General features: G+C 65.0%; 18 protein-coding genes. 7 read left to right on the forward strand and 11 right to left on the reverse strand.

What is annotated here, in order from left to right:
• Positions 1 to 168: 168 nt before the first annotated feature.
• A complete protein-coding gene (locus LU493_RS13200; protein ID WP_275288251.1) occupies positions 169 to 1,233 on the reverse strand; it encodes an NAD(P)-dependent alcohol dehydrogenase in 1,065 nt (354 codons plus the stop codon).
• A gap of 323 nt (positions 1,234 to 1,556) precedes the next feature.
• On the opposite strand from LU493_RS13200, the gene LU493_RS13205 reads away from it, so the two are divergent.
• Positions 1,557 to 2,468, forward strand: coding sequence for an AraC family transcriptional regulator (locus LU493_RS13205; RefSeq protein WP_275288252.1), 912 nt, complete (start codon positions 1,557 to 1,559; stop codon positions 2,466 to 2,468).
• Between the two features lie 67 nt (positions 2,469 to 2,535).
• On the opposite strand, the gene hmpA is transcribed toward LU493_RS13205, so the two are convergent.
• Positions 2,536 to 3,720, reverse strand: a complete 1,185-nt coding sequence (hmpA, locus tag LU493_RS13210) for an NO-inducible flavohemoprotein (protein ID WP_275288253.1) — start codon at positions 3,718 to 3,720, stop codon at positions 2,536 to 2,538.
• A gap of 299 nt (positions 3,721 to 4,019) precedes the next feature.
• Between hmpA and norR the strand changes: the two genes are divergently transcribed.
• Positions 4,020 to 5,576, forward strand: coding sequence for a nitric oxide reductase transcriptional regulator NorR (gene norR, locus LU493_RS13215; RefSeq protein WP_275288254.1), 1,557 nt, complete (start codon positions 4,020 to 4,022; stop codon positions 5,574 to 5,576).
• A 32-nt stretch (positions 5,577 to 5,608) separates the two neighbouring features.
• Here norR and LU493_RS13220 read toward each other — a convergent pair whose 3' ends face one another.
• The 9 genes from LU493_RS13220 to LU493_RS13260 all read right to left on the reverse strand — a co-directional run bounded on the left by LU493_RS13220 (position 5,609) and on the right by LU493_RS13260 (position 16,777).
• Complete coding sequence (locus LU493_RS13220; protein ID WP_275288255.1) at positions 5,609 to 5,848, reverse strand: hypothetical protein; 240 nt, start codon at positions 5,846 to 5,848, stop codon at positions 5,609 to 5,611.
• A gap of 196 nt (positions 5,849 to 6,044) precedes the next feature.
• Complete coding sequence (locus LU493_RS13225; RefSeq protein ID WP_275288256.1) at positions 6,045 to 7,139, reverse strand: patatin-like phospholipase family protein; 1,095 nt, start codon at positions 7,137 to 7,139, stop codon at positions 6,045 to 6,047.
• A gap of 159 nt (positions 7,140 to 7,298) precedes the next feature.
• Entirely contained in the window at positions 7,299 to 9,041 is a 1,743-nt protein-coding gene (locus LU493_RS13230) for a sodium:solute symporter family protein (RefSeq protein WP_275288257.1), read from the reverse strand.
• 111 nt (positions 9,042 to 9,152) lie between these two features.
• Entirely contained in the window at positions 9,153 to 10,316 is a 1,164-nt protein-coding gene (gene iadA, locus LU493_RS13235; RefSeq protein ID WP_275288258.1) for a beta-aspartyl-peptidase, read from the reverse strand.
• A 28-nt stretch (positions 10,317 to 10,344) separates the two neighbouring features.
• Entirely contained in the window at positions 10,345 to 12,966 is a 2,622-nt protein-coding gene (gene cphA / locus LU493_RS13240; protein ID WP_275288259.1) for a cyanophycin synthetase, read from the reverse strand.
• On the reverse strand, positions 12,963 to 13,811 hold the full coding sequence (locus tag LU493_RS13245; protein WP_275288260.1) for a cyanophycinase: 849 nt from the start codon (positions 13,809 to 13,811) through the stop codon (positions 12,963 to 12,965). The genes cphA and LU493_RS13245 overlap by 4 nt, the downstream gene beginning before the upstream one ends.
• Before the next feature lie 171 nt (positions 13,812 to 13,982).
• The gene (locus tag LU493_RS13250) at positions 13,983 to 14,465 is read right to left on the reverse strand and encodes an NYN domain-containing protein (RefSeq protein WP_275288261.1); all 483 of its coding nucleotides are present in this window, start codon (positions 14,463 to 14,465) and stop codon (positions 13,983 to 13,985) included.
• A 75-nt stretch (positions 14,466 to 14,540) separates the two neighbouring features.
• A complete protein-coding gene (locus tag LU493_RS13255; RefSeq protein WP_275288262.1) occupies positions 14,541 to 15,605 on the reverse strand; it encodes a proline racemase family protein in 1,065 nt (354 codons plus the stop codon).
• Positions 15,602 to 16,777 (reverse strand): zinc-binding dehydrogenase, encoded by a 1,176-nt coding sequence (locus LU493_RS13260; RefSeq protein ID WP_275288263.1) that lies wholly within the window; start codon positions 16,775 to 16,777, stop codon positions 15,602 to 15,604. Before LU493_RS13260 ends, LU493_RS13255 begins: the two co-directional genes overlap by 4 nt.
• 286 nt (positions 16,778 to 17,063) lie before the next feature.
• On the opposite strand from LU493_RS13260, the gene LU493_RS13265 reads away from it, so the two are divergent.
• From LU493_RS13265 to LU493_RS13285, 5 genes are all read left to right on the forward strand, one after another.
• Positions 17,064 to 17,834, forward strand: coding sequence for an AraC family transcriptional regulator (locus tag LU493_RS13265; protein ID WP_275288264.1), 771 nt, complete (start codon positions 17,064 to 17,066; stop codon positions 17,832 to 17,834).
• Between the two features lie 147 nt (positions 17,835 to 17,981).
• Positions 17,982 to 19,058 carry a TRAP transporter substrate-binding protein DctP gene (dctP, locus tag LU493_RS13270; protein ID WP_275288265.1) on the forward strand — a complete coding sequence of 359 codons (1,077 nt, stop codon included), beginning with the start codon at positions 17,982 to 17,984 and terminating at the stop codon, positions 19,056 to 19,058.
• A gap of 86 nt (positions 19,059 to 19,144) precedes the next feature.
• Complete coding sequence (locus tag LU493_RS13275; RefSeq protein ID WP_275288266.1) at positions 19,145 to 19,690, forward strand: TRAP transporter small permease; 546 nt, start codon at positions 19,145 to 19,147, stop codon at positions 19,688 to 19,690.
• Positions 19,687 to 20,964, forward strand: a complete 1,278-nt coding sequence (locus tag LU493_RS13280) for a TRAP transporter large permease (protein ID WP_275288267.1) — start codon at positions 19,687 to 19,689, stop codon at positions 20,962 to 20,964. The genes LU493_RS13275 and LU493_RS13280 overlap by 4 nt, the downstream gene beginning before the upstream one ends.
• A 23-nt stretch (positions 20,965 to 20,987) precedes the next feature.
• The gene (locus LU493_RS13285; RefSeq protein WP_275288268.1) at positions 20,988 to 22,040 is read left to right on the forward strand and encodes a histone deacetylase family protein; all 1,053 of its coding nucleotides are present in this window, start codon (positions 20,988 to 20,990) and stop codon (positions 22,038 to 22,040) included.
• Positions 22,041 to 22,056: the final 16 nt, after the last annotated feature.

Here is a 22,056-nt window from a genome sequence, read left to right on the forward strand (position 1 = left end):
ATCGAGAATCCGTTCACGGTGCATCTCGCGTCGTGAAGGCGGGAGATATCGTCGAGCGCTTGCCGCTATGACGAAGTGACGGGAAGGGAAGAGCGTGGTGTCGTTTCTGCCTTCAGTCAGGCATGAGGAGGTGGCCTGCCGAGGGGAGTCCCCGGCAGGCACGAGGCGTCAGTCGGTGCTTTCGTTCTTCAGCGACGCCATGTCGATGACGAAGCGGTAGCGCACGTCGCCTTTCTCCATGCGCTCATAGGCGGTGTTGATGTCCTGGATGTCGATGGTCTCGATGTCGCAGGTGATGTCGTGCTCGGCGCAGAAGTCGAGCAGTTCCTGGGTCTCGGGGATGCCGCCGATCAGCGAGCCGGCCAGCACACGACGCTTGAAGACCAGGTTGAAGCCTTCGATGGCCGGTTCGATGGGATCGAGCAGGCCCACCAGGATATGGGTGCCGTCGTACTTCAGGGTCGCCAGATAGGGGTTGAGGTCGTGCTGTACCGGAACGGTGTCGAGCATGAAGTCGTAGGTCTCGGCCACGGCCTCCATCTGGGCGGCATCGCCGGAGACGACCACATGGTCGGCGCCGTGACGACGGGCTTCCTCGACCTTGACCTCGGAGCGGGTGAAGACGGTGACCTCGGCCCCCAGCGCCTTGGCCAGCTTGACGCCCATGTGCCCGAGGCCGCCCATGCCGATCACCCCGACCTTGTGGCCGGCCTTGACGCCATAGTGCCTGAGCGGCGAATAGGTCGTGATGCCGGCGCAGAGGATCGGGGCCGCGGCGGCCGGGTCGAGGCCTTCGGGCATGCGCAGCACGAAGTGCTCGCTGACGACGACGCTGTCCGAGTAGCCGCCCTGGGTCATGGTGCCGTCCTGGCGGTCATCGCTGCCATAGGTCATGGTGAAGCCTTCGAGGCAGAACTGCTCGACGCCGTCCTGGCAGGGCTGACAGTGGCGGCAGGAATCGACCATGCAGCCGACGCCGACCATGTCGCCGACCTGGAAGCGGCTGACGTCGTCACCCACGGCGGTGACACGACCGACGATCTCGTGGCCGGGCACGATGGGGAAGCGTGTCATGCCCCAGTCGTTGCGGGCGAAGTGCAGGTCACTGTGGCAGACGCCGCAGTAGAGGATTTCGATGGCGACGTCGTCCGGGCGCGGCTGACGGCGCTCGAAGGCGAAGGGGGCCAGGGGCTGGTCGGCCGCATGGGCCGCATAGGCACGAGTCTGACTCATGAATGGCTCTCCTGTCGGTCTGTGATGCCTCGGGGTGAGGCTGGGATCATTATGGAAGCGGCGAGGGGCGCTGAGGACCGACGTTCCTCCGGATTTTTTGCCCGTTCCTCCGAGAGGTGGTGTCCTTCTGTACCATGGAAGTGCTGATGCCGCCATCATGTAGCCCCGAGACGATAAGAAATCATCATGGCGCTGGTCGAGCCTGCCGTGAATCCGCGTTTCTCTCGCATTTTTGCTACTTTCTACGAACTCGCTTCTGCCCGTCATGCAGGATCGGCCCGATGAAACTTCGATGGCCCCGGGCATGGATGAAGGACTTCAGGATGCACATCACAGAATCTCACGCCGGTTCGCTGGTCGATCTGCTGGCGCCCCTGGTCGAGGGTGACGGCTATACGCCGACCCAGTTGCCCGGGGTGTCCTTGATGGCCATGCATCGGCCGAGCGGCCGCACGCCGATGATCTACGAACCGAGTCTGATCATCGTGGCCCAGGGGTACAAGATCGGCTACCTGGGGGATCGGGAGATCCACTATGGCCCCGGGCAATATCTGGTACAGACGCTGCCGCTGCCTTTCGAGTGCGAGACCCATGCTTCCGACGAGGCGCCCTTGCTGGGGGTGGCGGTGCACCTCGATCCGGCGCTGCTCGGTGAACTGGTGACGATGATCGGTGAAGGGGGCGGCCAGCCTTCGAGCGAGGTCGAAGCGTCGCCGGTGCCGATGGCGTCGGTATCGATGACCGGTGGCATGCAGGGAGCGGTGGAGCGGCTGTTGCGGACCCTGCACGATCCCGCCGAGACGGCTGCCATGGGGGTGTCGCGAGTGCGGGACGTGGTGTTCGAGGCCTTGAGGGGCCGACAGGGGCCGGCACTGCGTGCTCTGGTGCTGCACCAGGGGCACTACTCGCGCATCGTCCAGGTGCTGTCGCGGCTGCATGCCCGCTATGCGGACGAGGTGTCGGTGGAGACGCTGGCCCGTCAGGCGAACATGAGCCCGTCGACCTTCCATCAGCATTTCAAGGAAATCGTGCAGGTATCGCCGCTGCAGTATTTGAAGCGGCTGCGATTGCTCAAGGCGCAACAGCTGCTGGCTCAGAAGACCTGCAACGTGAATCAGGCGGCCTCGGCAGTGGGGTATCGCAGCGTTTCGCAGTTCAGCCGCGACTACAAGCGCTACTTCGGCATCTCCCCCTTGCAGCACCGCCAGGAAGAGCGAGCATTGCGGGTTTCGTGAGGGGCGTGCGGCCTGGCCGGACAGCCGCCGGGCGGCGACTGTCCGGCGTGGCTCGCGTGGCCTGTCGTCAGGCGGCTTCGAGAGCGCGGGAAGGACCGAAATGCTCGAAGTGGCGGCGCTCTTCAGGCACGCCCAGTGCTTGCAGGTATCCATCGACGGCAACCATGAAGCCCTGTGGCCCGACGAAGTAGCAGTGCGGTGTGCCGGCGGGCAGGTGGCGGGCGATCAGGTCGTGATTCACGCGTCCGACATGATCGACACGGGCGGCATCGTCGGCCTGTTCGTAGACCGTGATGACGCGCAGGTGGTCGGGATAGTCGCGTGCCAGGGCGTTGACGTCATCGCCGAAGGCGTGATGATCGCCATCCAGTGCCGCATGCAGGTAGACGACCTGTCGTCCCTGTTCCAGCGCCTGGCGCAGCAGCGACAGCATGGGCGTCTGGCCGACGCCGCCGCTGAGCAGCATGACCGGATCGTGCCCTTCTTCGGGCAGGGTCAGGTCACCGGCGGGCGGCAGCAGCTCGATACGGTCGCCGACGCTGAGGGCCTCGTGAAAGTGGCGGCTGACGACCCCGTCGGCTTCGCGCTTGATGGAAATGCGGTAGCTGCGGCCATTGGGATAGGCCGACAGACTGTAGTGCCGATAGACCGGCTTGCCGTCGATCATGAGGCGGACACCGATGAACTGGCCGGGCTGGAAGGTGGCCACGGGACGACCGTCCTCCGGCTCCAGGATGAAGGAGCGGATGACGGCGCTTTCCTGGCGAGTGTCGGCGATCCGGAAGGGCCTGACACCGCGCCAGCCGCCGGGGGATTCGGCGAATTCGCGGTAACGCTGGCTCTCGAGATCGATCAGCAGGTCGGCCAGTTCCTGATACAGCGCCCCCCAGGCATCGGCGACCTCTTCCGTGACGGCTTCGCCCAGGACGTCGCCGATGGCGGCCATCAGGCATTCGCCGACGATCGGATACTGGTCGGGCTGGATGTTCAGCGAGACGTGCTTGTTGACCACGGTTTCCAGGGTGCGCCGGGCCCTGGCGGGTTCCTTGCGCAGCTGGACATAGGCCAGGACCGCGCCGGCCAGGGCCCGCGGCTGCCCGCCGTTGGCCTGGTGGGCCTGGTTGAAGAGCGGCTCGACCTCGGGATAGCGCTCGAACATCAATGGATAGAAGCGTTGGGTAATGGTCGTGAGGTGCTCGGCAACGACGGGGGCGGTGGCTTCGATGATGCCTTCCTGTGCACGTGTCAGCATGGTTCGCGTCAGCCTCGATTCAGGATGTGGGTAGATGACACCCTGTGGGAGCAAGACGTGTTCCACTACGTTGTCATTGCGACACTTCGCCACATGATGGGCTGTAACTATCTGTCGTATATAGAATTTCAGGGTGCTTCCAAACATCTTTCATTGAGCGCATGCCAGGGTTTCGGCCTGGCATTGTTTTAATGACACTGGTCGATATGACATTAATGGTGTCATTATGACAATTTTTTATCATATCCTCGTTATCCTGTCGGTCTATCTGAGGGGGAGCGAATGACGGAGGGGAACGAATGACGGAGTTTCTCAAGGCGCTGCGTACTCTGTTGGCCCAGCTCGCGGAGCACGAGGCGTCCGAGGCGCATTGGGGCCACCTGCTCCGGGCTCTGGTAGGCGACTTTCCCGCCGATGCCAGCACCCTGATGGTGATGGATGGCGATGCCTTGCGACCGGTGGCGCTGATGGGGCTCAACGACGAGGTGCGCGGGCGGCGCTTCGCGTTGCAGGACCACCCCCGGCTTGCCGCGATCGCCAGCCATCCCGGGGTATGTCGATTTCCCCATGACAGTCCGCTGCCGGACCCTTTCGATGGTTTGATCGACGAGGACCTCAGCGACGTGCATGACTGCCTCGGCGTCGCGCTGCGCGATGAGGAGCGACTGACGGGCCTGTTGACGCTGGATGCGCTCGAGCCGGGGCGTCTGGACGGCCTCGATGACGCTCAGCTGCTGAGTATCGCGCGGCTATTGGGCACCTGCCTGCGCCTGGCCGAGCGGCTGCGCACGACCCGTACCCGTCTCAACGAGGCCCTGACCCAGGAGCCGTCTTCCGAGGTCGGCTGGCGGTGGAGCAGTCGTGCCATGCGCCAGCTCGACAATGCCATCGAGCTGGTGGCGCCCACCGACATGAGCGTGCTGCTGCATGGGGAAACGGGGGTGGGCAAGGAGCTGGCGGTACGTGCCCTGCATCGGCGCTCGGGCCGCCACCAGGGGCCGCTGGTCCAGGTCAACTGCGCCGCGCTGCCGGAGAGCCTGATCGAGAGCGAGCTGTTCGGCCATCGGCGCGGGGCCTTCTCCGGGGCGACCGAGGACCGACGGGGCCACTTCGCGATGGCGGATGGCGGCACCCTGATGCTCGACGAGATCGGCGAGCTGCCGTTGTCACTACAACCCAAGCTGCTGCGCGTGCTGCAGGAAGGCGAAATTCAACCGCTGGGGTGCGAGACGTCGCGCCAGGTCGATGTGCGGATCGTTGCCGTCACCAACCGCGATCTCGAGGCCGAAGTCGAGGCCGGCCGGTTCCGCGCGGACCTCTATCATCGGCTGAGTGCCTTTCCCCTGCATGTGCCGCCCCTGCGGGATCGCCCCGAGGATATTCCGCTGCTGGTCGGCCATTTCCTCGAGATCAACAGGGTACGACTGGGGCTCAACAACCTGCGGTTGCAGGCGGAGGCCGAGACGGCGCTGCTGGCCTGGCACTGGCCGGGTAATGTGCGGGAACTCGAACATACGCTGGCCAGGGCGGCCTTGCGGGCGCTGGGGGATCGTGAGGCGCCGGCGACCGCTGATCGGCGCCAGGCCGTGGCACTGATCATGCCTGACCACCTCGACCTGCCCGATGACAGGGGCGTGGCGGTCTCCATGCGTCACCATGAAGTGTCGGCCGAGTCGGCCACGTCCCCCGGGCCTTCGTTGTCGATGAAGGAAGCGACCGAGGCGTTTCAGCGGCATCACATCCAGGCAAGCCTGCGTGATCATGACGGCAATTGGGCGGCATCGGCCCGGGCATTGGGCATGGACCCGGGCAATCTTCATCGGCTGGCCAGGCGACTGGGCCTGAAAGCGTCTTGAGGTTTGGTTGCGAGACGCGATGGGGAAAGCGTTCACTCCTGGTCGAGGCGATGGGCACGTACGCGCTCGACTATCCAGCCGAGCCTGCTAACCAGGGACAGTACGAAAGCGAACGCTCCCGAAAACCAGCCGAGTGGTACCAGGAAAAGCGGTTCGTTGAACACGCTCCTGGTCCCCATGTAAGTACTCGCCAGGTGATGAATGGAGCCGCACAGCAACGCGGTGGTGATGAATATCCCGGCCAGATATGCCGAGGTGCGACTGAACTGCATCTTTCGTCCTGCGTGTTCGCCTGAGCAAGAGCGGGCCAGGGCGTGGTAACCGGCCTGCATGATCGGCACATCATAAGGAGAAAAATGCGGTAAGTGGATGAAAATCCTATAAACAAATGTCAATGAGTCACGCCGTCGAGGTGCCCGACATACGACACTCGCAAGGATGGCAAGGCAAGGGAAAAGACGGCGCGCTTCAGTCGCGCGGTGAGGTATCCCGGAAGGCCCCTTCGGAGTGTCGGAGAGGACGAAAGGTATCGTCGAAGATGGCGTCCAGGTCGAAGGTGGAATGCTGGCCAATGGCGTCGAAGTTGTCGTTCAGCCACTGATCGGCCCAGCGCCGGCCCAGTTCATGGAGCCGCGAGATGAAGCGCCACTCGGCGTTCATCTTGCTGGAGGCGCCGAGTGACTCGATGTCCTCCTCGGTATGGATCAGGTGCAGGCGCATGGCGCGATAATTTTCCAGCTCCAGGCCTTCCGCCTCGATCAGTCGCTGCAATAGCTGGATGCTGCGCAGTTCCTTGATCAGGCTGGAGTTGAAAGTGATCTCGTTGATGCGGTTGATGACTTCCCGGGCGCAGTCGGGAAGTTGTCGGCGCTCGAGGGGATTGACCTGGACCACCACCAGGTCGCGGCAGTCCTGGTCGTCGACCAGCGGATAGAGCGCTGGATTGCCGCTGAAACCGCCGTCCCAATAGGCTTCGCCATCGATTTCCACGGCGGGGAAAAGCGAAGGCAAGCAGGCCGAGGCCATCAGCGTATCGGTCGAAAGGCCGGGCTGTCGAAAGATCGTGGCGCGTCCTGTGCGGACATTGGTGGCGGTGACGAAGACCTTGATTCGACGGCAGGCATTGACCCGTTCGAAGTCGATATGGCGCTCGACGAGGTCGCGCAGCGGGTTGAGCCCCATGGGATTGAGGTGCGAGGGCGAGACCAGACGGGTCAGGCCTTCGAAGAATAGATAACTCGGTGAGTGATCCAGGCTGTCGTTGCCCATCAGCCTGTCCCAGAAGCTTCGCTGGATGGGGGAAAACCGGGCGGCGTCACTCACTGCCTCCCAGAAGGCGCGCAAGGCATCGCGGGCGCCGTCTCGACCATTCCGGTGGAGACCGTCGGCCAGTACGGCCGCATTCATGGCGCCGGCGCTGGTGCCACTGATGCCATCGATCTCCAGGCGCTCGTCTTCCAGCAGGCGGTCCAGAACGCCCCAGGTCAGGGCTCCGTGGGAACCGCCGCCCTGCAGGGCCAGGTCGATGCGTTTGCGCGCTGCCGTCGGGGTGCCGTTCGCCATCTCTGTGGTCTCCGCTCTCGGTCGTCATGCTGCGGTGCAGTGTAGTCGGCTTTGGCGTTGACTGCCGTTGGGGCTGACGGGCGGCGCAGGGCGGGGTGCAAAACGAACGAGCCCATCGGCCGTTGGGCGCGATGGGCTCGGTGGGGAGGGTCGGCGCGTTCAGGCGCCGACGGCACTCGACTGACGGGCGTCCTGGCGGCGGCTGCGCACCACGCGATAGCCCACGGCGCCGGCGATCACCAGCATGGCGCCGCAACCCACGGCCAGGGCGTAGGCGCCGGTGACCGCAGACTCGGGGATGCCGAACCGGCTGGCCAGTTCGGCCAGAGTATCGGCGTACTGGCGCCACAGGAAGGCGCCGACGCCGACACCCGCCAGCATGGTGAAGACGGCGATGCCGCGGGAACCGGCGGTCCAGCCGCTGGGCTCGTGCTCGTCGGTACGATGCAGGAAGGCTCGATAGTCACGCTCGGCCTGGCTGACCCGGGTCAGCGACGAGGCCACGGCGATGGCCACCAGTGCCATCAGGGTGCTGAGCAGCACGGGATGCAGGTAGGTCGGCAGTGCGATCCACTCGGCCTGGACCATCAGCGACAGGATGAGGTTGCCGACGAAGCCTACCGTCAGGCCCCAGCCGGCGCCGGCGGCGGTGATTCGGCGGCTCCAGATGCTCATCAGCGCCACCGGGCCCCAGGAGGAGGCGAACAGGGTCGCCGCGAACCACACCACGGCCATCACCGCGGGCGGCTGGAACAGGGCCAGCACCAGGGCGGCCAGGCCGGCGCCCAGTACCGCGAGGCGGCTGGCGCGCATGGCCGAGGCTTCATTGCGGTTGGCCGGCATGATGTCGTTGGAGATGCTGAAGCCGATGATCGACAGGAAGGTCGAGCAGGAGGACAGGCCGGCGGCGAAGACGCCGGTAAGGATTACCACGCCCAGCCAGGCCGGCAGGACGTTGAGGGCCGCCCATACCATGGCGCGTTCGCCGTTCAGGGTCGGGTCGTAGAGGTTGATGGCCGCGCCGGTCATCATCATCAGGGCGTAGAAGACCGCCAGCGACACCGCGGTGAGCATCGCCGAGCGCATGACCACGTGCTCGTTGCGCGCCATCAGGTAGCGGCTGGACTGCCAGGGGCTCGCCGCCAGCACGGCGGCCCACACCAGGCCCAGCGTCAGTCCCCAGGTCAGGGCTTCGCCCGGCGTGGAGAAGGCCGCGTCGTCACCCTGGAGGACGCCGTGCCACAGGGCGATGCCGGGCTTGTCGCTCTGGGTCAGGAGCCCCTCGACCACGCCGTGCCAGCCGCCCAGGTCCTGGATGATGTAGATCGAGCCGCCCAGCGCCGCCACGGAGAAGATCACGAACATGATCGTGTCGGTCAGCATCACGCCCGGCGAGCCGGAGTAGAGGATGAAGCCGGTATAGGTCAGCCACACCAGCACCAGGCCGACCCAGTAGGGCATGCCGGTGAGCTCCTCGAACATGATGCCGGCGCCCTGCATTACGCCCAGCAGATAGGCGCCCAGGCCGAGCACGGTGGTCAGGCCGGCGATCCGCTGTACGCGTTTCGAGGCGAAGCGCTTGCCGAAGAACTCGGGCACGGTCAGGGCACCGCTGCGGCGCAGGTAGCGGCCGAAGGCCAGCGCGCCCAGCAGGCACCCGGAGGTGCTGATGGCGGCGAAGATCAGCATCACGAAGGGGTAGCCCTGATAGGCGAAGCCGGTCTCGCCGAGGAAGGCGCTGGTGCTCAGGTAGCTGGCGACCAGGGTGCCGAGGATCAGAAAGGTCGGGGCGTTGCGACCGGCGACCAGGTAGTCGTCGAGATGCTTGACCCGTCGCCCGGCCAGATGGCCTATGACGAAGTAGCCAATCAGGCTCAGCAGGATGGCGGAGGTGTAGACCATGGCAGGAACCATAATGTGTTGAATTTGTGGCGCACCATGATGCGGCCTCGCCATAAGGAGGGCATTCTCGTAGCGTCATGTCATGCGACTGATGCGACATCGAGCTCCGTCTTACCCCTCATGGACGCAGCGGCCCGCCACGAAGGTCTTCCGGGGCTGGAGTTCGCCGTCGAGCAACGTCACGTCGGCATCGAAACCCACGGCCAGGCGCCCCTTGCGGGCCTGCAGTCCGAGCACTCGGGCGACGTTGCCGGCAATCAGGTCCAGGGCCTGCTCGAGCGGCAGGATGTCCTCGCGTACCAGGCGCTGCCAGTCGGCGATCAGGGCGGTGTTGCGGGCCACGCGCATGCCGATGTAGCCGCCCTGGGCGTCGAACTCGGGCAGGCTGCCGTTGCAGTCGGAGCTGATGGTGATGCGCTCCTTCGGCACCCCGCGGCCGAGCAGCAGGACCACGGCGTCGAAGGCGGAGAGGCCTTCCTCGCCGGGCTCCTCGAAGGCGGTCAGGTCGATGCTGGCGCCGAAGGTGAGTGCGTAGTCCGCCGCCTCGTCGAGCAGGGCGCGGCGGCGATTGACGTGGGTGGGGATCACCTGGTCGGCGGGGATCTCGGTCTCGGACAGCAGCCGGCGCAGCGGTTCCAGACCGCGGTCGCCGTCGCCGACATGAAAGTGGCAGATGCCGCGTTTGCCGGCCAGCAGGGCGCCGACGCGCACGTCGCTGACCAGTCGCTCGATCTCGTCCTGGCGCGGCTGGCTGGAGCGGTGATCCGAGATCGCCAGCTCGCCCAGGCCGATGACCTCGGGAATCCAGGCCAGGTCGCGTTGTAGATCGCCGGTGAGGGTCGGCGGCGGAACGCGGTAGGCACCGGTGTACAGGTAGGCGGCGATGCCCTCGGCGCGCAGGCCGCGGACCTTGGCCAGCAGGTCCGCCGGAGAGCGACTGAGACTGTCGGTGCCGAGTACACCGACCACCGTGCCGATGCCCATGGCGGCGATCTCCGTGGCGGTGATCTCCGGGCAGCGGGTGACGAAGCCCCCTTCACCGCCGCCACCGGTGACATGCACATGCTGATCGATGAAGGCGGGGACGGCGGTGAGTTCGCGCGCCTCCACGAGATTGACGGGCCAACCTTCCGGCACGGCGAGGTTGCGGCCCAGCGCCGCGATCCGTCCGTCGGCGATCAACAGGTCGGTCTCCTCGTGCGGTTCCGGCGCGTAGAGACGGCCGACCCGCAGCAGGGTCAGCAGTGGTCTGTTCCGGTTGCTTCCAGGCGTCATGGTGGGCTTCCTCGGTGGCCGTCGTCGCTCATCCCGATTCGCTTGGGGTGGCAGGCGAGAAGCGGCGTCCCCGAAGGCGTTCGATGGCGCCGTCGATGTCATCGATCAGCAAGACCAGCAAGTCGCCCTCTCGGGCTTCATCGAAGGCTCTTTCGATCGCCATGTGCTCGTCGAGGATGATCTCGAGCTCGCAGGCGGTTTCTGCCGCCGCCGCGCCATCGCGCAGCAAGCCGGCGGCCTCGCCAATGGCCCGTCCGCGAGGATGGGTTTCGCAGATGAAAACGGCGTCGTGCATCCTGGCGAGCTGGGCGCCCAGGGCCACAATATCCCCGTCGCGGCGGTTGCCGGGGGCGCTTGCCACGCTGATACGGCGGCGTGCCGGGAGGCTGCCGACGAGCTCGTCGAGCGCCTCCAGGGCCGGCACGTTGTGGCCGTAGTCGATGAGCACCTGTACCCCATCGGCCGCCACCAGATTGGTGCGCCCGGGGTTCTGGCCGGGGGTGGGATGAAAGGTCTGTAGCCCGGTCTGGATGGCGGCGATGTCGAGCCCCAGTGCGTAGGCGGCGGCGCTGGCGGCCAGGGCGTTGGCCACGTTGAAGCGGGCATGTCCCTCGAAGGTGATGGGGACGTCATCGACGGGGATGATCTCGGCCTCGACGCGACCCTGGCGCATCACGATGCGCTCGCGGTGGACGGTGAAGGCTACCCCATGTTCGCGGACGTGCTGGCGGATGACGCGCGAGTCGGGATCCAGGGTGAAGAAGATGATGTTGCCGCGCGCCCATTGCTGGCCATCCAGCACATAGGGGTCGTCGGCATTGAGCACGGCGGTCCCCCCCTCGCGCACGGCGTCGATGACCACCGTCTTGCAGCGTGCCAGGTCGTCGAGGGTATGAAGGTCGTGCTCGCCCAGGTGGTCGCTGGCGATATTGAGCAACACGCCAACGTCGCACTCGTCGAAGCCCAAGCCGCGACGCATGATGCCGCCCCGGGCCACCTCGAGCACGGCATGTTCGACGGTGGGCTCGCGCAGTACGATGGCGGCTGCCTGCGGGCCGCTGTAGTCGCCACGCAGGATCACGTGGTTGTCGATCTCGATGGCGCCGGTACAGGCCATGCCGACCTTTCGCCCGGCGTGGCGCAGCAGGTGCGAGAGCAATCGCACCGTCGTCGTCTTGCCGTTGGTGCCGGTCACCGCGGTGATGGGAAGGCGGCCGTCGCCGCCCTCGGGGAACAGCATGTCGACGACATGTTGGCCGACATCTCGCCCCTGCCCGTGTGTCGGGGACAGGTGCATGCGAAACCCTGGCCCGGCATTGACCTCGACCACCGCCGCCGCCTGTTCTTCCAGCGGTCGGGTCAGGGTCTCGGCGAGCAGGTCGATACCGATGATGTCGAGCCCGATCAGCCGGGCGATCCGTTCCGCCGCATAATGCACCTCGGGGTGGACATCATCGGTCACGTCCGTGGCCGTGCCTCCCGAGCTCAGGTTCGCCGTGGACTTCAGATAGACGATCTGGTCCTGGGCGATCACGCTCTGCAGGGTCAGGTTCTGCTGGTCGATCAACCGCAGCGACTGCTCATCCAGGTGAATCCGGGTGAGCAGGTTCTCGTGGCCGATGCCGCGGCGGGGGTCCTGGTTGGCCTTGTCAACCAGTTCCTGCAGCGTGGATTCGCCGTTGCCGACCACATGGGCCGGGCGCCGCCGGGCCGCGGCCACCAGCTTGCCGTCGATTACCAGCAGGCGATGGTCCTCGCCCTTGATGTGCTGCTCGATGATCACCGACGGATGCTGTCGGGAGGCGGTCGCGTAGGCATCGCGCAGCGCCTGCTCATTCTGGAGGTCGGTGCTCACCCCGCGGCCATGGTTGCCGCTCAGCGGTTTCGCCACCACGGGATAACCGATGTTGCTCGTGGCCTCGAGCGCCTCATCGAGCGAGCCGCAAATCTGTCCGAGCGGTACCGGGATGCCGGCATCGGCGAGGATCTGCTTGGTCCAGTCCTTGTCGTCGGCGATGCCGTGGCCGAGCAGGCTGGTGCGACAGGTCACCGTCGCCTGGATGCGTTGCTGGAGGTGGCCATGCCCCAGCTGCAGGTAGCTGCTCTCCTCACTCAGGCGAGTGAAAGGGATGTTGCGGCGCTTGGCCGCATCGACGATCGACGCGGTGGAGGGGCCCAGCATGTGGGCATCGCGCACCGTCTTGAGGCGGGCGATGATCGCCGCCATGTCGATCGCGTCCCCGTCGAACAACCGGTCGACGATATCGACCGCCTCGACCCCGGCCGCCAGGCCGCAGGCCTCGTCCCGATAGCGATAGACCACGTTGTAGATGCCGGTCTCGTAGCTGTCGACGGTCTTGCCGTAACCGACCGAGAAGCCGATCAGGTTCTGCAGTTCGATCGCCACGTGTTCCGCGACGTGCCCGGCCCAGGTACCGCGCGCCAGTCGTTCCAGGAAGCCGCCGGGTCGGCCGACCGAGCAGCGATGTTCCTGCAGGGTCGGGATGAGTTCGGTGAGGCGCTCAACGATACCCGGGACGGTGTCGCTGGGCCGCTCCTCGAGCGTGCCGATATCCAGTCGCATGAGAAGGGCCGGGTAGCGGCTGTAATAATTGGGGCCACGCAGGGCTCGATGTTCGAGGATTTTCATGCTTGCTCCGCAAGGCAGGCCTTGAGTTTGTCGGGAACCAGGTAATGTCGCTCCTCGACGTTGAAGCCATGGCCGCTGACCATCGCATGAAGGATCACGTTCTCGATGGCCACCGCCCCGCCTATCGACAGTTCGGTGATATTCGAACTGGCCAGGTCGCGGCTGTCGATGAGGATGACATGCCCCGGTCCGATGGCTTCGAGAATCCGGTTCGGGTGAATGATCACGGCGGCATCCTCGCCGAGTCCTACGCCCAGGTGCTCCGGGTTGCTCGCCCCGATTGCCATCAGGCGCGTGAAGCGCCCACGTTCGAGAAAATGGCTGTCGATGATGAGCCCATCGACGAAGCCGAGGCCGGAGGTCATGTTGACGGCCCCTTTTTGCAGGGCGTCTGCGGCGTTGCCGTCGTAGATCATGGTTCTTGACATCGCCGCTGCACCGGCACTGGTGCCGGCCACGACGGCACCGTCCAGCAGGCGTTTGCGAATGGCATTCAGCGTTGCCGAGCCGCCCAGTACATTGGTCAGGCGCAACTGGTCGCCACCGGTAAAGAAGATCACGCCGCTTTGCTCGATCAGTTCGATATTGCCGGGGTCGGCGGCTTGCTGGCGGTTCTGGATGTCGAGTGCATGGACTCGGCTGGCGCCCAGGCGTGTAAATACAGCTTCGTAGTCGGGAAGTACCTGGTCGGGGATGCTGCTGGCGGTGGCGATGACGGCGACGTCGTCACTGCCGCTGGGGGCGAGAGCGAATACCTGCTTCAGAATTTCGAGATCGGATGTCTTATCCTCGGCACCGCCGATCGCCACAATATGGCCACGTGTGACGGTCAGCTGAGAGGTCATAAGTCCTTTCGTCGCCTGGCGACGCTTTTGAGGAAATAGCGAATCAATGGTCAGGGGGCAAGTCGATGAGTCGTCGGATGCCCCCTTCCTGTCTCACGGTATAGCAGCCATCCACCGGCGCGGCTAGGACAAACGCCTGATCAAATGTCGACGGGGATCGTCGGCGAGCGATCAAGCCTGGCCCAGCAGCAGGTCGCCCTCGACGGGAATGAAGCGCGAGGCCGAGCGGATCAGGGCATCGGCGGTGAGGGCGGGGACACCGTAGACATCCACCTCGACACCGTGATCCTGGCGCAATTTGTCGACCAGCAGCGCGAAGTCGCCATCCCCGGAAGCCAGCACGACGACGTCTGCCTCGGCGGCATGCTCGATGGCATCCAGGGTGATGCCGACGTCCCAGTCGCCCTTGGCCGAGCCGTCGGCGCGCTGGATGAAGGGCTTGAGCCTCACCTCGAAGCCGATGGCACGCAGGATGTTCTGGAACTGGCGCTGCTTGGCATCCCCACGGTCGACGGCGTAGGCAATGGCCCGGCTTACCTGCCGCCCTTCGGTGGCTCGGGCCCAGAGCGCGTTGTAGTCGACGTTGCGTCGATGGACCTGGCGGCTGGTGTAGTAGAGGTTCTGGACGTCCAGCAGGATCAGTACCGTTTGCATGCGGGCCCCTGATGGTTGCCGGGTGGCCGTGTGGCCACCCGGGCGAGAAAGAACGCGCCGGCCGGTGCCGATGGTTCAGGTGGCGTCGTGGTGGTGTGAGTCGAGGATATGATGGAAGCTCCAGTCTTTGATCATGGGGTCCTCGGGGTTGATGATGATGTCGGAGCGTGCCAGGACGTAGCCCTTGCCGGTGATGGTGTTTTCCACGACCTGGTGGGTGCCTTCCTGGCGGGTACCGGTGAATTCGCCGATGAAGCCGGTCTCGCGCAGCGAGACGGTCTCGAGCTTGTCGCCCGGCTGGATGCGGGCTTCATGGTTCATCAGCGCCAGGCGGGCCGAGGTGCCGGTACCGGTGGTGCTGCGGCAGATCACGCCGGGGTGGACGTAGGTCGCCGAGCGCGAACGATAGAAGTCGTCGGCGACCTGTTCCACCGGCCCCATGAAGTGCAGGAAGGGCAGGGGGCCGACATCGCCCAGGGTGTAGTGGGAGAAGCCGCGTTCGGCCTGGATCGCCTCGACGATCTTGTGGGCGCATTCGGCGAGGCGACGCTCTTCTTCCTCGACCAGCATGAAGCCCAGCTCGGTGGCATCGACCAGGGCATAGAAGCCGCCGCTGTAGGCCACGCTGTAGGTCACGTCGCCGATCGAGGGCACGTGGATGCTGGCCTTGTGGGTGTCGATATAGCTGGGCAGGCCCTCGCAGGTGATGGCCTCGACCACGCCGTTCTCGATCAGCGCCTCGATCTGCACCAGCCCGGCGGGGGCCTCGAGCATGAAGCGCTGCCGGCCCTCCTGCTTGGGGACCAGGCCGGCCTCGAGCACCGCGGTAGCGGTACAGATGGTGTTGGAGCCGGAGTAGATGGGATAGCCCATCACTTCCATGATGATGTAGCCGGCTTCGGCCCGAGGGTCGCTGGCCGGCACGATCAGGTCCACGGACATTTCGGGGATGCCATAGGGCTCTTCGAGGAGCAGCTTGCGCAGCCCGTCGGCGTCGTCACGCAGGTATTCCATCTGCGCTCGCACGGTGTCGCCGGGCAAGGGGGTGATGCCGCCGAGCACGATGCGGCTGACATCGCCGCCGGCATGGGTGTCCATCAGGCGGATACCGAGTTCCTGTGGCCTGGGTGTCTGACTCATTGGTGTCCCTCGAGGGCGTGGGGTGCGCCGTGCCGCGACCATTCGCTGTCCGGCACGATGACGATCTTGCCTAGATAGTTGCTGCCGCGATTGACGAAATAGCGTTCGGCGTCGTGCAACTCGGAGAGTTTGAAGGCGGCATGCAGTACCGGCTTGAGCTGGCCATCGCGAATCCAGGCGACCAGTTGTTCGGCTTCCTCGCGGGTACCGTGGGAAACGCCGAAGATCTGCACCTGGTAGAGATAGATGCGGGTCCACATGATCTCGCTGACGTTGCCGCCGCTGGCCCCGGCGATGGAAAGCCGAGGGTAGCTGGCGCGGGCCTTCATGTCGAAGATCATGGTGTCGATGAAGCGGTCCGTCATCTCGCCGCCGACCAGGTCCATTACCGCGTCGATGGGGGCGCCACCTGTCACGGCCTTGACCTGTTCGGTGAAATCGCTCATGTCGGAGCGATCGAGCACCGCTTCGGCGCCGAGATCCAGCAGAGGCTGGGCCTTGTCGCGCTGGCTCAAGGCATAGGGCACGGCGCCGACGATCCGGCAGAGCTGGATGAGGGCGGTACCCACGCCACCACTGGCGCCCGTGACCAGGACGCGCTCGCCGGCCTTGATGCCCGCCGAGGTCATCATGTGGTAGGCCGTCTGGTAGGAACACATGCCCATGGCGGCCAGTTCGGCATCGCTCAGCTCGGGGTTGGGCACGTGATGAAACTGATCGGACGGTACGGCGACGTACTCGGCGTAGCCGCCGTCGGCGCCATGGCCGTAGTAGTCCGGTGTCAGGTTGATGTTGCGGCGTCCGTCGGCATAGAGATTGAAGTCCAGCAGGCCTCTCTCGCCGAGGCGCGATGCGTCGACGCCGTCACCCACGGCCACGACCTGGCCGACGATGTCGGCGCCCTGGATGCGCGGAAAGGTCAGGGTCGGCGAGCCCCCCATGGCGAAGGAGGCTACCTCACCCTTGTCCTTGGTGGGGTAGAGACCTTCGCGCGCCTTGCGGTCGGTGTTGTTCTTGGCCGTGGCGGTCACCTTGACCAGGACCTCACCGGTGGCGGGGCTCGGCGTGGCCACGTCCCGGTGATAGACCAGCTTGTCGATGTCGCCGTGTCCGGTCAGCAACATGGCCGACATGGTGGTGGGAACGGTCTCCGGCAGAGGGGTGAAACCCATCGGCGTGCTCCTCGCATTGGGTCATGAGTGGGTGGAGGTTCGGGGGATGTGAAGCGAGTGGTATAGAGCGCTGACAATAGCAAAGAACCGCAGGTCGGCCAGTGGGTTTTTTTTCCGATTTGCGGGCTCTGGATGGGGCGTTTTTTCGGTGCGTCTGGGGAGGGTGGCGATCACGATGACAGCGGCCACCAAGCGTTGATGCGGGTTGCCGAGAGCCGCTTGCACTGCTACCGGCACGGCGTCATGGTGAGGGGGTGTTCACCACCAGCATGCCGAGGTCCGCGCGATGTCGCTGATCGATCTACGCGCCACCAATCTCGCACGCGAACATGTGGCCCATGCGCATGGACATCATCAGCTGATCCTGGCGACCCGGGGCGCCACCGAGCTCTCCATCGAGGGCAATGGCGAGCGGATCACCGGCAGCCGAGGCTGCCTGATTCCCTGTGACCATCACCATGAGTACCTGGGGGATGGGCAAAACCGTACCTTCGTGCTGGATATTCCCGTCGCCAGTCTGCCCGCGTTGCGTGATGCCAGCGAGATGGAGCGCCTGTTCGACCGCCCGCGCTTCTTCGGTGTACCGCCACGCCTGAATCGCCTGGCCGACAGCCTGATGCAGCAGCTCGAGTCGTGTCCGGCGTTGCACAGCGAGATTGCCGCTCTCTTGCTGCGGGCGCTCTATCTGCACCTGGAGTCGCAACCCTTGTCCGAGCAGGGGGCGGCGTACGTGTCGGGACGCGATGGCCGGCTCGACATGGGCCGCCTGGATGACTGGATCGACCGTCACCTGGCCGAGGAAATTCGCGTCGAGCATCTGGCCGCCCAGTGCGCGCTGAGCGTCGGACATTTCCATGCCCGTTTCCGTGAATGCCTCGGCATGACGCCCCTGGCCTATGTCCAGCAGCGTCGTCTCGAGCACGCCCGGACACTGGTCAATCATAGTGGCCTGAGTCTCGGGCAGATCGCCTCTCTGGTAGGGTTCCGCGACCAGGGCAGCTTCTCGCGTGCCTATCGACGCGCCTTCGAGGCATCGCCGTCGAGCGAGCGGGGGTGAACCGAGACTTTGCGAGCCTGAGGCAAGGATTTCTCATTCACAGGCAAGCGCGAAGACGTATCGCTTCCTACATTGCTGTATAGACGTTCGTTCAGGGAGTCGGCTCCCGACGAACGAGAACAACAGCAAAAACGCGAGGACGATACGATGCAGAGGAATTCACTTGCTCGCCTGGCGGCGCTTGCCGCCTTGCCGCTTGCCGTGGCCAGTGTTCAGGCACAGGCACAGTCCCACGAGATGGCCATTGCCACCCTGATCCCCGAGAATCTCGAGAACAACAGCATCTATCCGGCCCTGGTGCACTTCAAGGAACTGGTCGAGTCGCGCACCGAGGGTGACCTGGCGGTCAATATCTTCGGCGGCGGTCAGATGGGCTCCGAGGTGGAAACCGGCTCGCAGGTGCAGGCCGGCGGACGCGCCCTGCAATCGAGCGTGCTCACCTCCGGAGCGATGTCCTCCTTCTACGAGGACTACCAGATCGTGACGGCGCCCTTCCTGTTCGACAACTGGCGTCAGGCCTGGGCCTTCTTCGACAGCGAGTGGTTCGCGGACTTCATGTCCGGCGCCATCGAGGCGGCCGACATGCGCTATCTCGGCACCTTCGACGACGGTGGCGGTTTCGTGGCCTTCACCAACAACGAGCGCCTGATCGAGACCGTCGAGGATCTCGAGGGGCTCAACATTCGCACCGAGGAAAACCCAGCCCATGTGGCGACCATGAAGGCGCTGGGTGCCTCGGCCACACCCTTGCCCTGGGGCGAGCTGATCACCGCCCTGGAAACCGGCCTGGCCGATGGTCAGTTCAACGCGCCGGTGATCAATACCACCTATGGTCTGGACGAGGTGACCGATTACACCACCCTGACCGGCCATGTCTACAACAGCGCCTCCTGGGTGGTCAGCGAAGCCTGGTTCCAGGAACTGCCCGAAGAGTATCAACGCATCGTCACCGATGCGGCACGGGAGGCGGTAGCACTGAGTCACGGTGCTTCGGCGATGCTCGCCACGGCCAGCTGGCAGGAGTCCTGCGAGCTGTTCGAGGAGTGCTACATCATGCCCATCGAGGAACGTCAGCGGATGGCCGAAATTGCCCGGCCGGCCTGGAAGGAATGGATTGTCGAGGACTTCGGTGCCGACGAGCAGCTGGTCGAGGACATGCTGGCCAAGGTGGAAGCGCTTCGCGATTCCCTGCCGGATGAGGCCTTCCAGCGTTACGGCCAGTAGGCGCGATATGCCGTGCGGCAGCAGTGGCGGGGCAGGACTCCGCCATTGTTGCCGTCCTTCTTCGCTCGTTCATCCGGGTATCGACCATGCCGCTATTGACTCAGGCCCGTCGTCTCAGCGATGCCGTCAACCAGGCCGCCATTGTGGTCTGCGTGGCCTGCATCCTCGGCATGCTGGCCATTTCCTTCACGGGCTTTCTGTATACCTTGTTCACCGGTGGCGCCCTCAGCTGGACCTATTCGCTGGCCCGGTTGTTCCTGCCGTGGATCGGCATGCTGTCGTCGACCATCGCCCTGCATGCCGGTGAGCATGTGGCCATGACATTGCTGATGCGGGTATTGCCCGAGGCTCTGATCAAGGTCGCCGCCGTGCTCACCCTGGGGGTGATCGCGTTCTTCGCGCTGCTGGTGATCTGGTACGGCTGGGGCTTCTTCCAGAATGCCACTCAGGTCTACATGGTGTCGGATGCCATCCAGATCTCGCGCAAGTGGACGGCCGTTGCCGTGCCGCTGGCCGGGGTCATCTTCCTGTTGCATCTGGTACATGGCTTCAGCCTGCTGGAGCATTTCACCGACGAGGCCGCGGTGATCGAGGAGGTGATCCACGGCCAGGACGAGGAATCCCGCTCATGACGCCCGCCATCATCGCCTTTGTCGTCGTTCTATTGATCGGTGCGCCGGTCGCCGTGGTCATGGCGATCTCCGGTGTCGCCGGCGTCTATTCGCTGGGCGGCGAGCGCCTGGTCGGCATCATCGCCGACCGCATGTTTTCCGGGGTCTCCGGCTACATGCTGATTGCCGTGCCGTACTTCATCTTTACCGCCGAGCTGATGAACCAGGGCGGGCTGACCCAGAAGCTGATTGCCTTCAACAATGCCCTGTTCGGACGCATTCGCGGGGCCCTGTCCCATGTCAACGTCACGGTATCGCTGTTCTTCGCCGGCCTGACCGGGGCGGCCATCACCGACACCGTGGCGATCGGCAAGATCATGATCCCCGAGATGAAAAAGCAGGGATATGATGCCGAGTATGCCGCCGCCATCACGGCCTGCTCGTCGATCATCGGCCCGATCATTCCTCCCAGCGTGGTGATGGTGGTCTATGCGACCCTGCTGCGCGACATCTCGGTGATCGACCTGTTCGCCGGCGGTATCCTGCCCGGCGTGCTCATGACACTGGCGCTGCTGTTGACCAGCATCGTGCTGGCGTGGATGCGAGGCTATCCGAAGCAGGCCGGCACACCGGTTCGGGTGGCCATCCTGGCGTTCTTCTCGGCCTTGCCGGCCATGCTGGTGCCGTTGATCATCCTCGGCGGCATCCTCACGGGCATGACCACCATCACCGAGGCGTCCGGGTTTGCCGCCGTCTACGCGATGTTCATCGGCGTGGTCTTCTACCGCAACCTGACCCTGAAGAAGATCTGGAATGCCCTGGTGACCACGGTGAAGTTCTCCGGCGTGGTGTTCTTCCTGCTGGCGACCTCGGCGGTACTCGGCTGGTTCGTGACACGCTCCGGCATCGCCCGGGAGGCCGCGACGCTCATCACCACGCTGAGTGACGTGCCCTTCGTGCAGATCATGCTGGTATGCCTGCTGCTGATCGTGCTCGGCACGGTGATGGACGTGTTGCCGGCACTGGTGGTGATCGGTCCGGTGGTGGTCCCGGCCATGGTGTCGCTCGGCTTCGATCCGCTGCATTTCGCCATCGTCATGATCGTCACCTTGAACATCGCCAATGTCACGCCCCCCGTGGGCATGACCTTGATGACGGCGGCACGTATCGCCGAGGTGCCTTATGAACGGGCGATCCTGGCCTCGTTGCCGTTCTACTGCGCCTTCATCGCCGTGGTGGTCCTGCTGGCGGCCTTCCCGTTCCTTTCCACCTGGATCCCCTCGCTGCTTGGCTGAGGGACGATGCGAGGAGGCAGTGCATGAGGCTTTTCTACCATCCCGACCAGGAACGTCATGCCCCGGAGCGCTTCCTGCTGCGGGGGAAGCCGGCGCCTTCTCCGGAAGGACCGGTGCGCGCTGAACTGCTGGCGGAAGGGCTGGCCGACGTCGGGATGTCGCTGACCGCCCCCGGCATCGTCGACAGCGAGCGTCTGAGGGCGCGGCTGGCGCGGATTCATACATCACGTTATCTCGACTTCCTGGCGACCATCCATGCCCGCTGGCAGGCGTTGCCGGATGCCGCCGAGATCGTCGCGCCCAATGTGCACCCCTGCGGCGGAGGCCATCATTACCCGCGTCATCCGGTCGGCCAGGCGGGCTGGCACCTGCACGACATGGCCTGCCCGATCACCGCCGACAGCTTCGCCGGCATCCTGGCCAGCGCAGCCACGGCCCAGGCCGCGGCCGAGGCGGTCAATGGCAGCGAGCACCATGCCTATGCGCTGTGCCGGCCTCCCGGGCACCATGCAGGGCCGGACCGAGCCGGAGGGTTCTGTTTTCTCAATAACGCCGCCCTGGCGGCCACGGTACTGCGCGAGAGTTTCGCCCGCGTGGCCATCGTCGATGTGGACCTGCACCACGGCAATGGTACCCAGGACATCTTCTATGCCCGCCATGATGTCTGGACCGGATCGCTGCATGCCGATCCGGCGGATTTCTATCCCTTCTTCTGGGGCGGGGCCGACGAGACCGGCGAAGGGGAGGGCGAAGGGGCCAACGTCAATCTGCCGCTGCCCCTGGGCAGTGACGGCGCGGCCTTTCTCGACAGCCTGGAGACGTTACTCGGGCGACTCGACGATTACGCGCCCCAGGCCGTGGTGGTGGCGCTCGGCCTGGATGCTCACAAGGCCGATCCCCTGGCGGGTCTGGCCCTGGAGAGCGAGGATTTCACGGCGGTGGGGCGTCGGCTCGCTGCACTCAACCTGCCCACGGTGCTGGTGCAGGAGGGTGGCTATCCCACCGAATACCTGAGTCATAATCTGGCCGCCTTCATGGCCGGCTTCACCGGTGCCCGAGAGGGTGCCGACCAATGATCGCGAGAGGAACGAG

The organism is Halomonas elongata, from assembly GCF_029081005.1.
Classification (GTDB): domain Bacteria; phylum Pseudomonadota; class Gammaproteobacteria; order Pseudomonadales; family Halomonadaceae; genus Halomonas; species Halomonas elongata_B.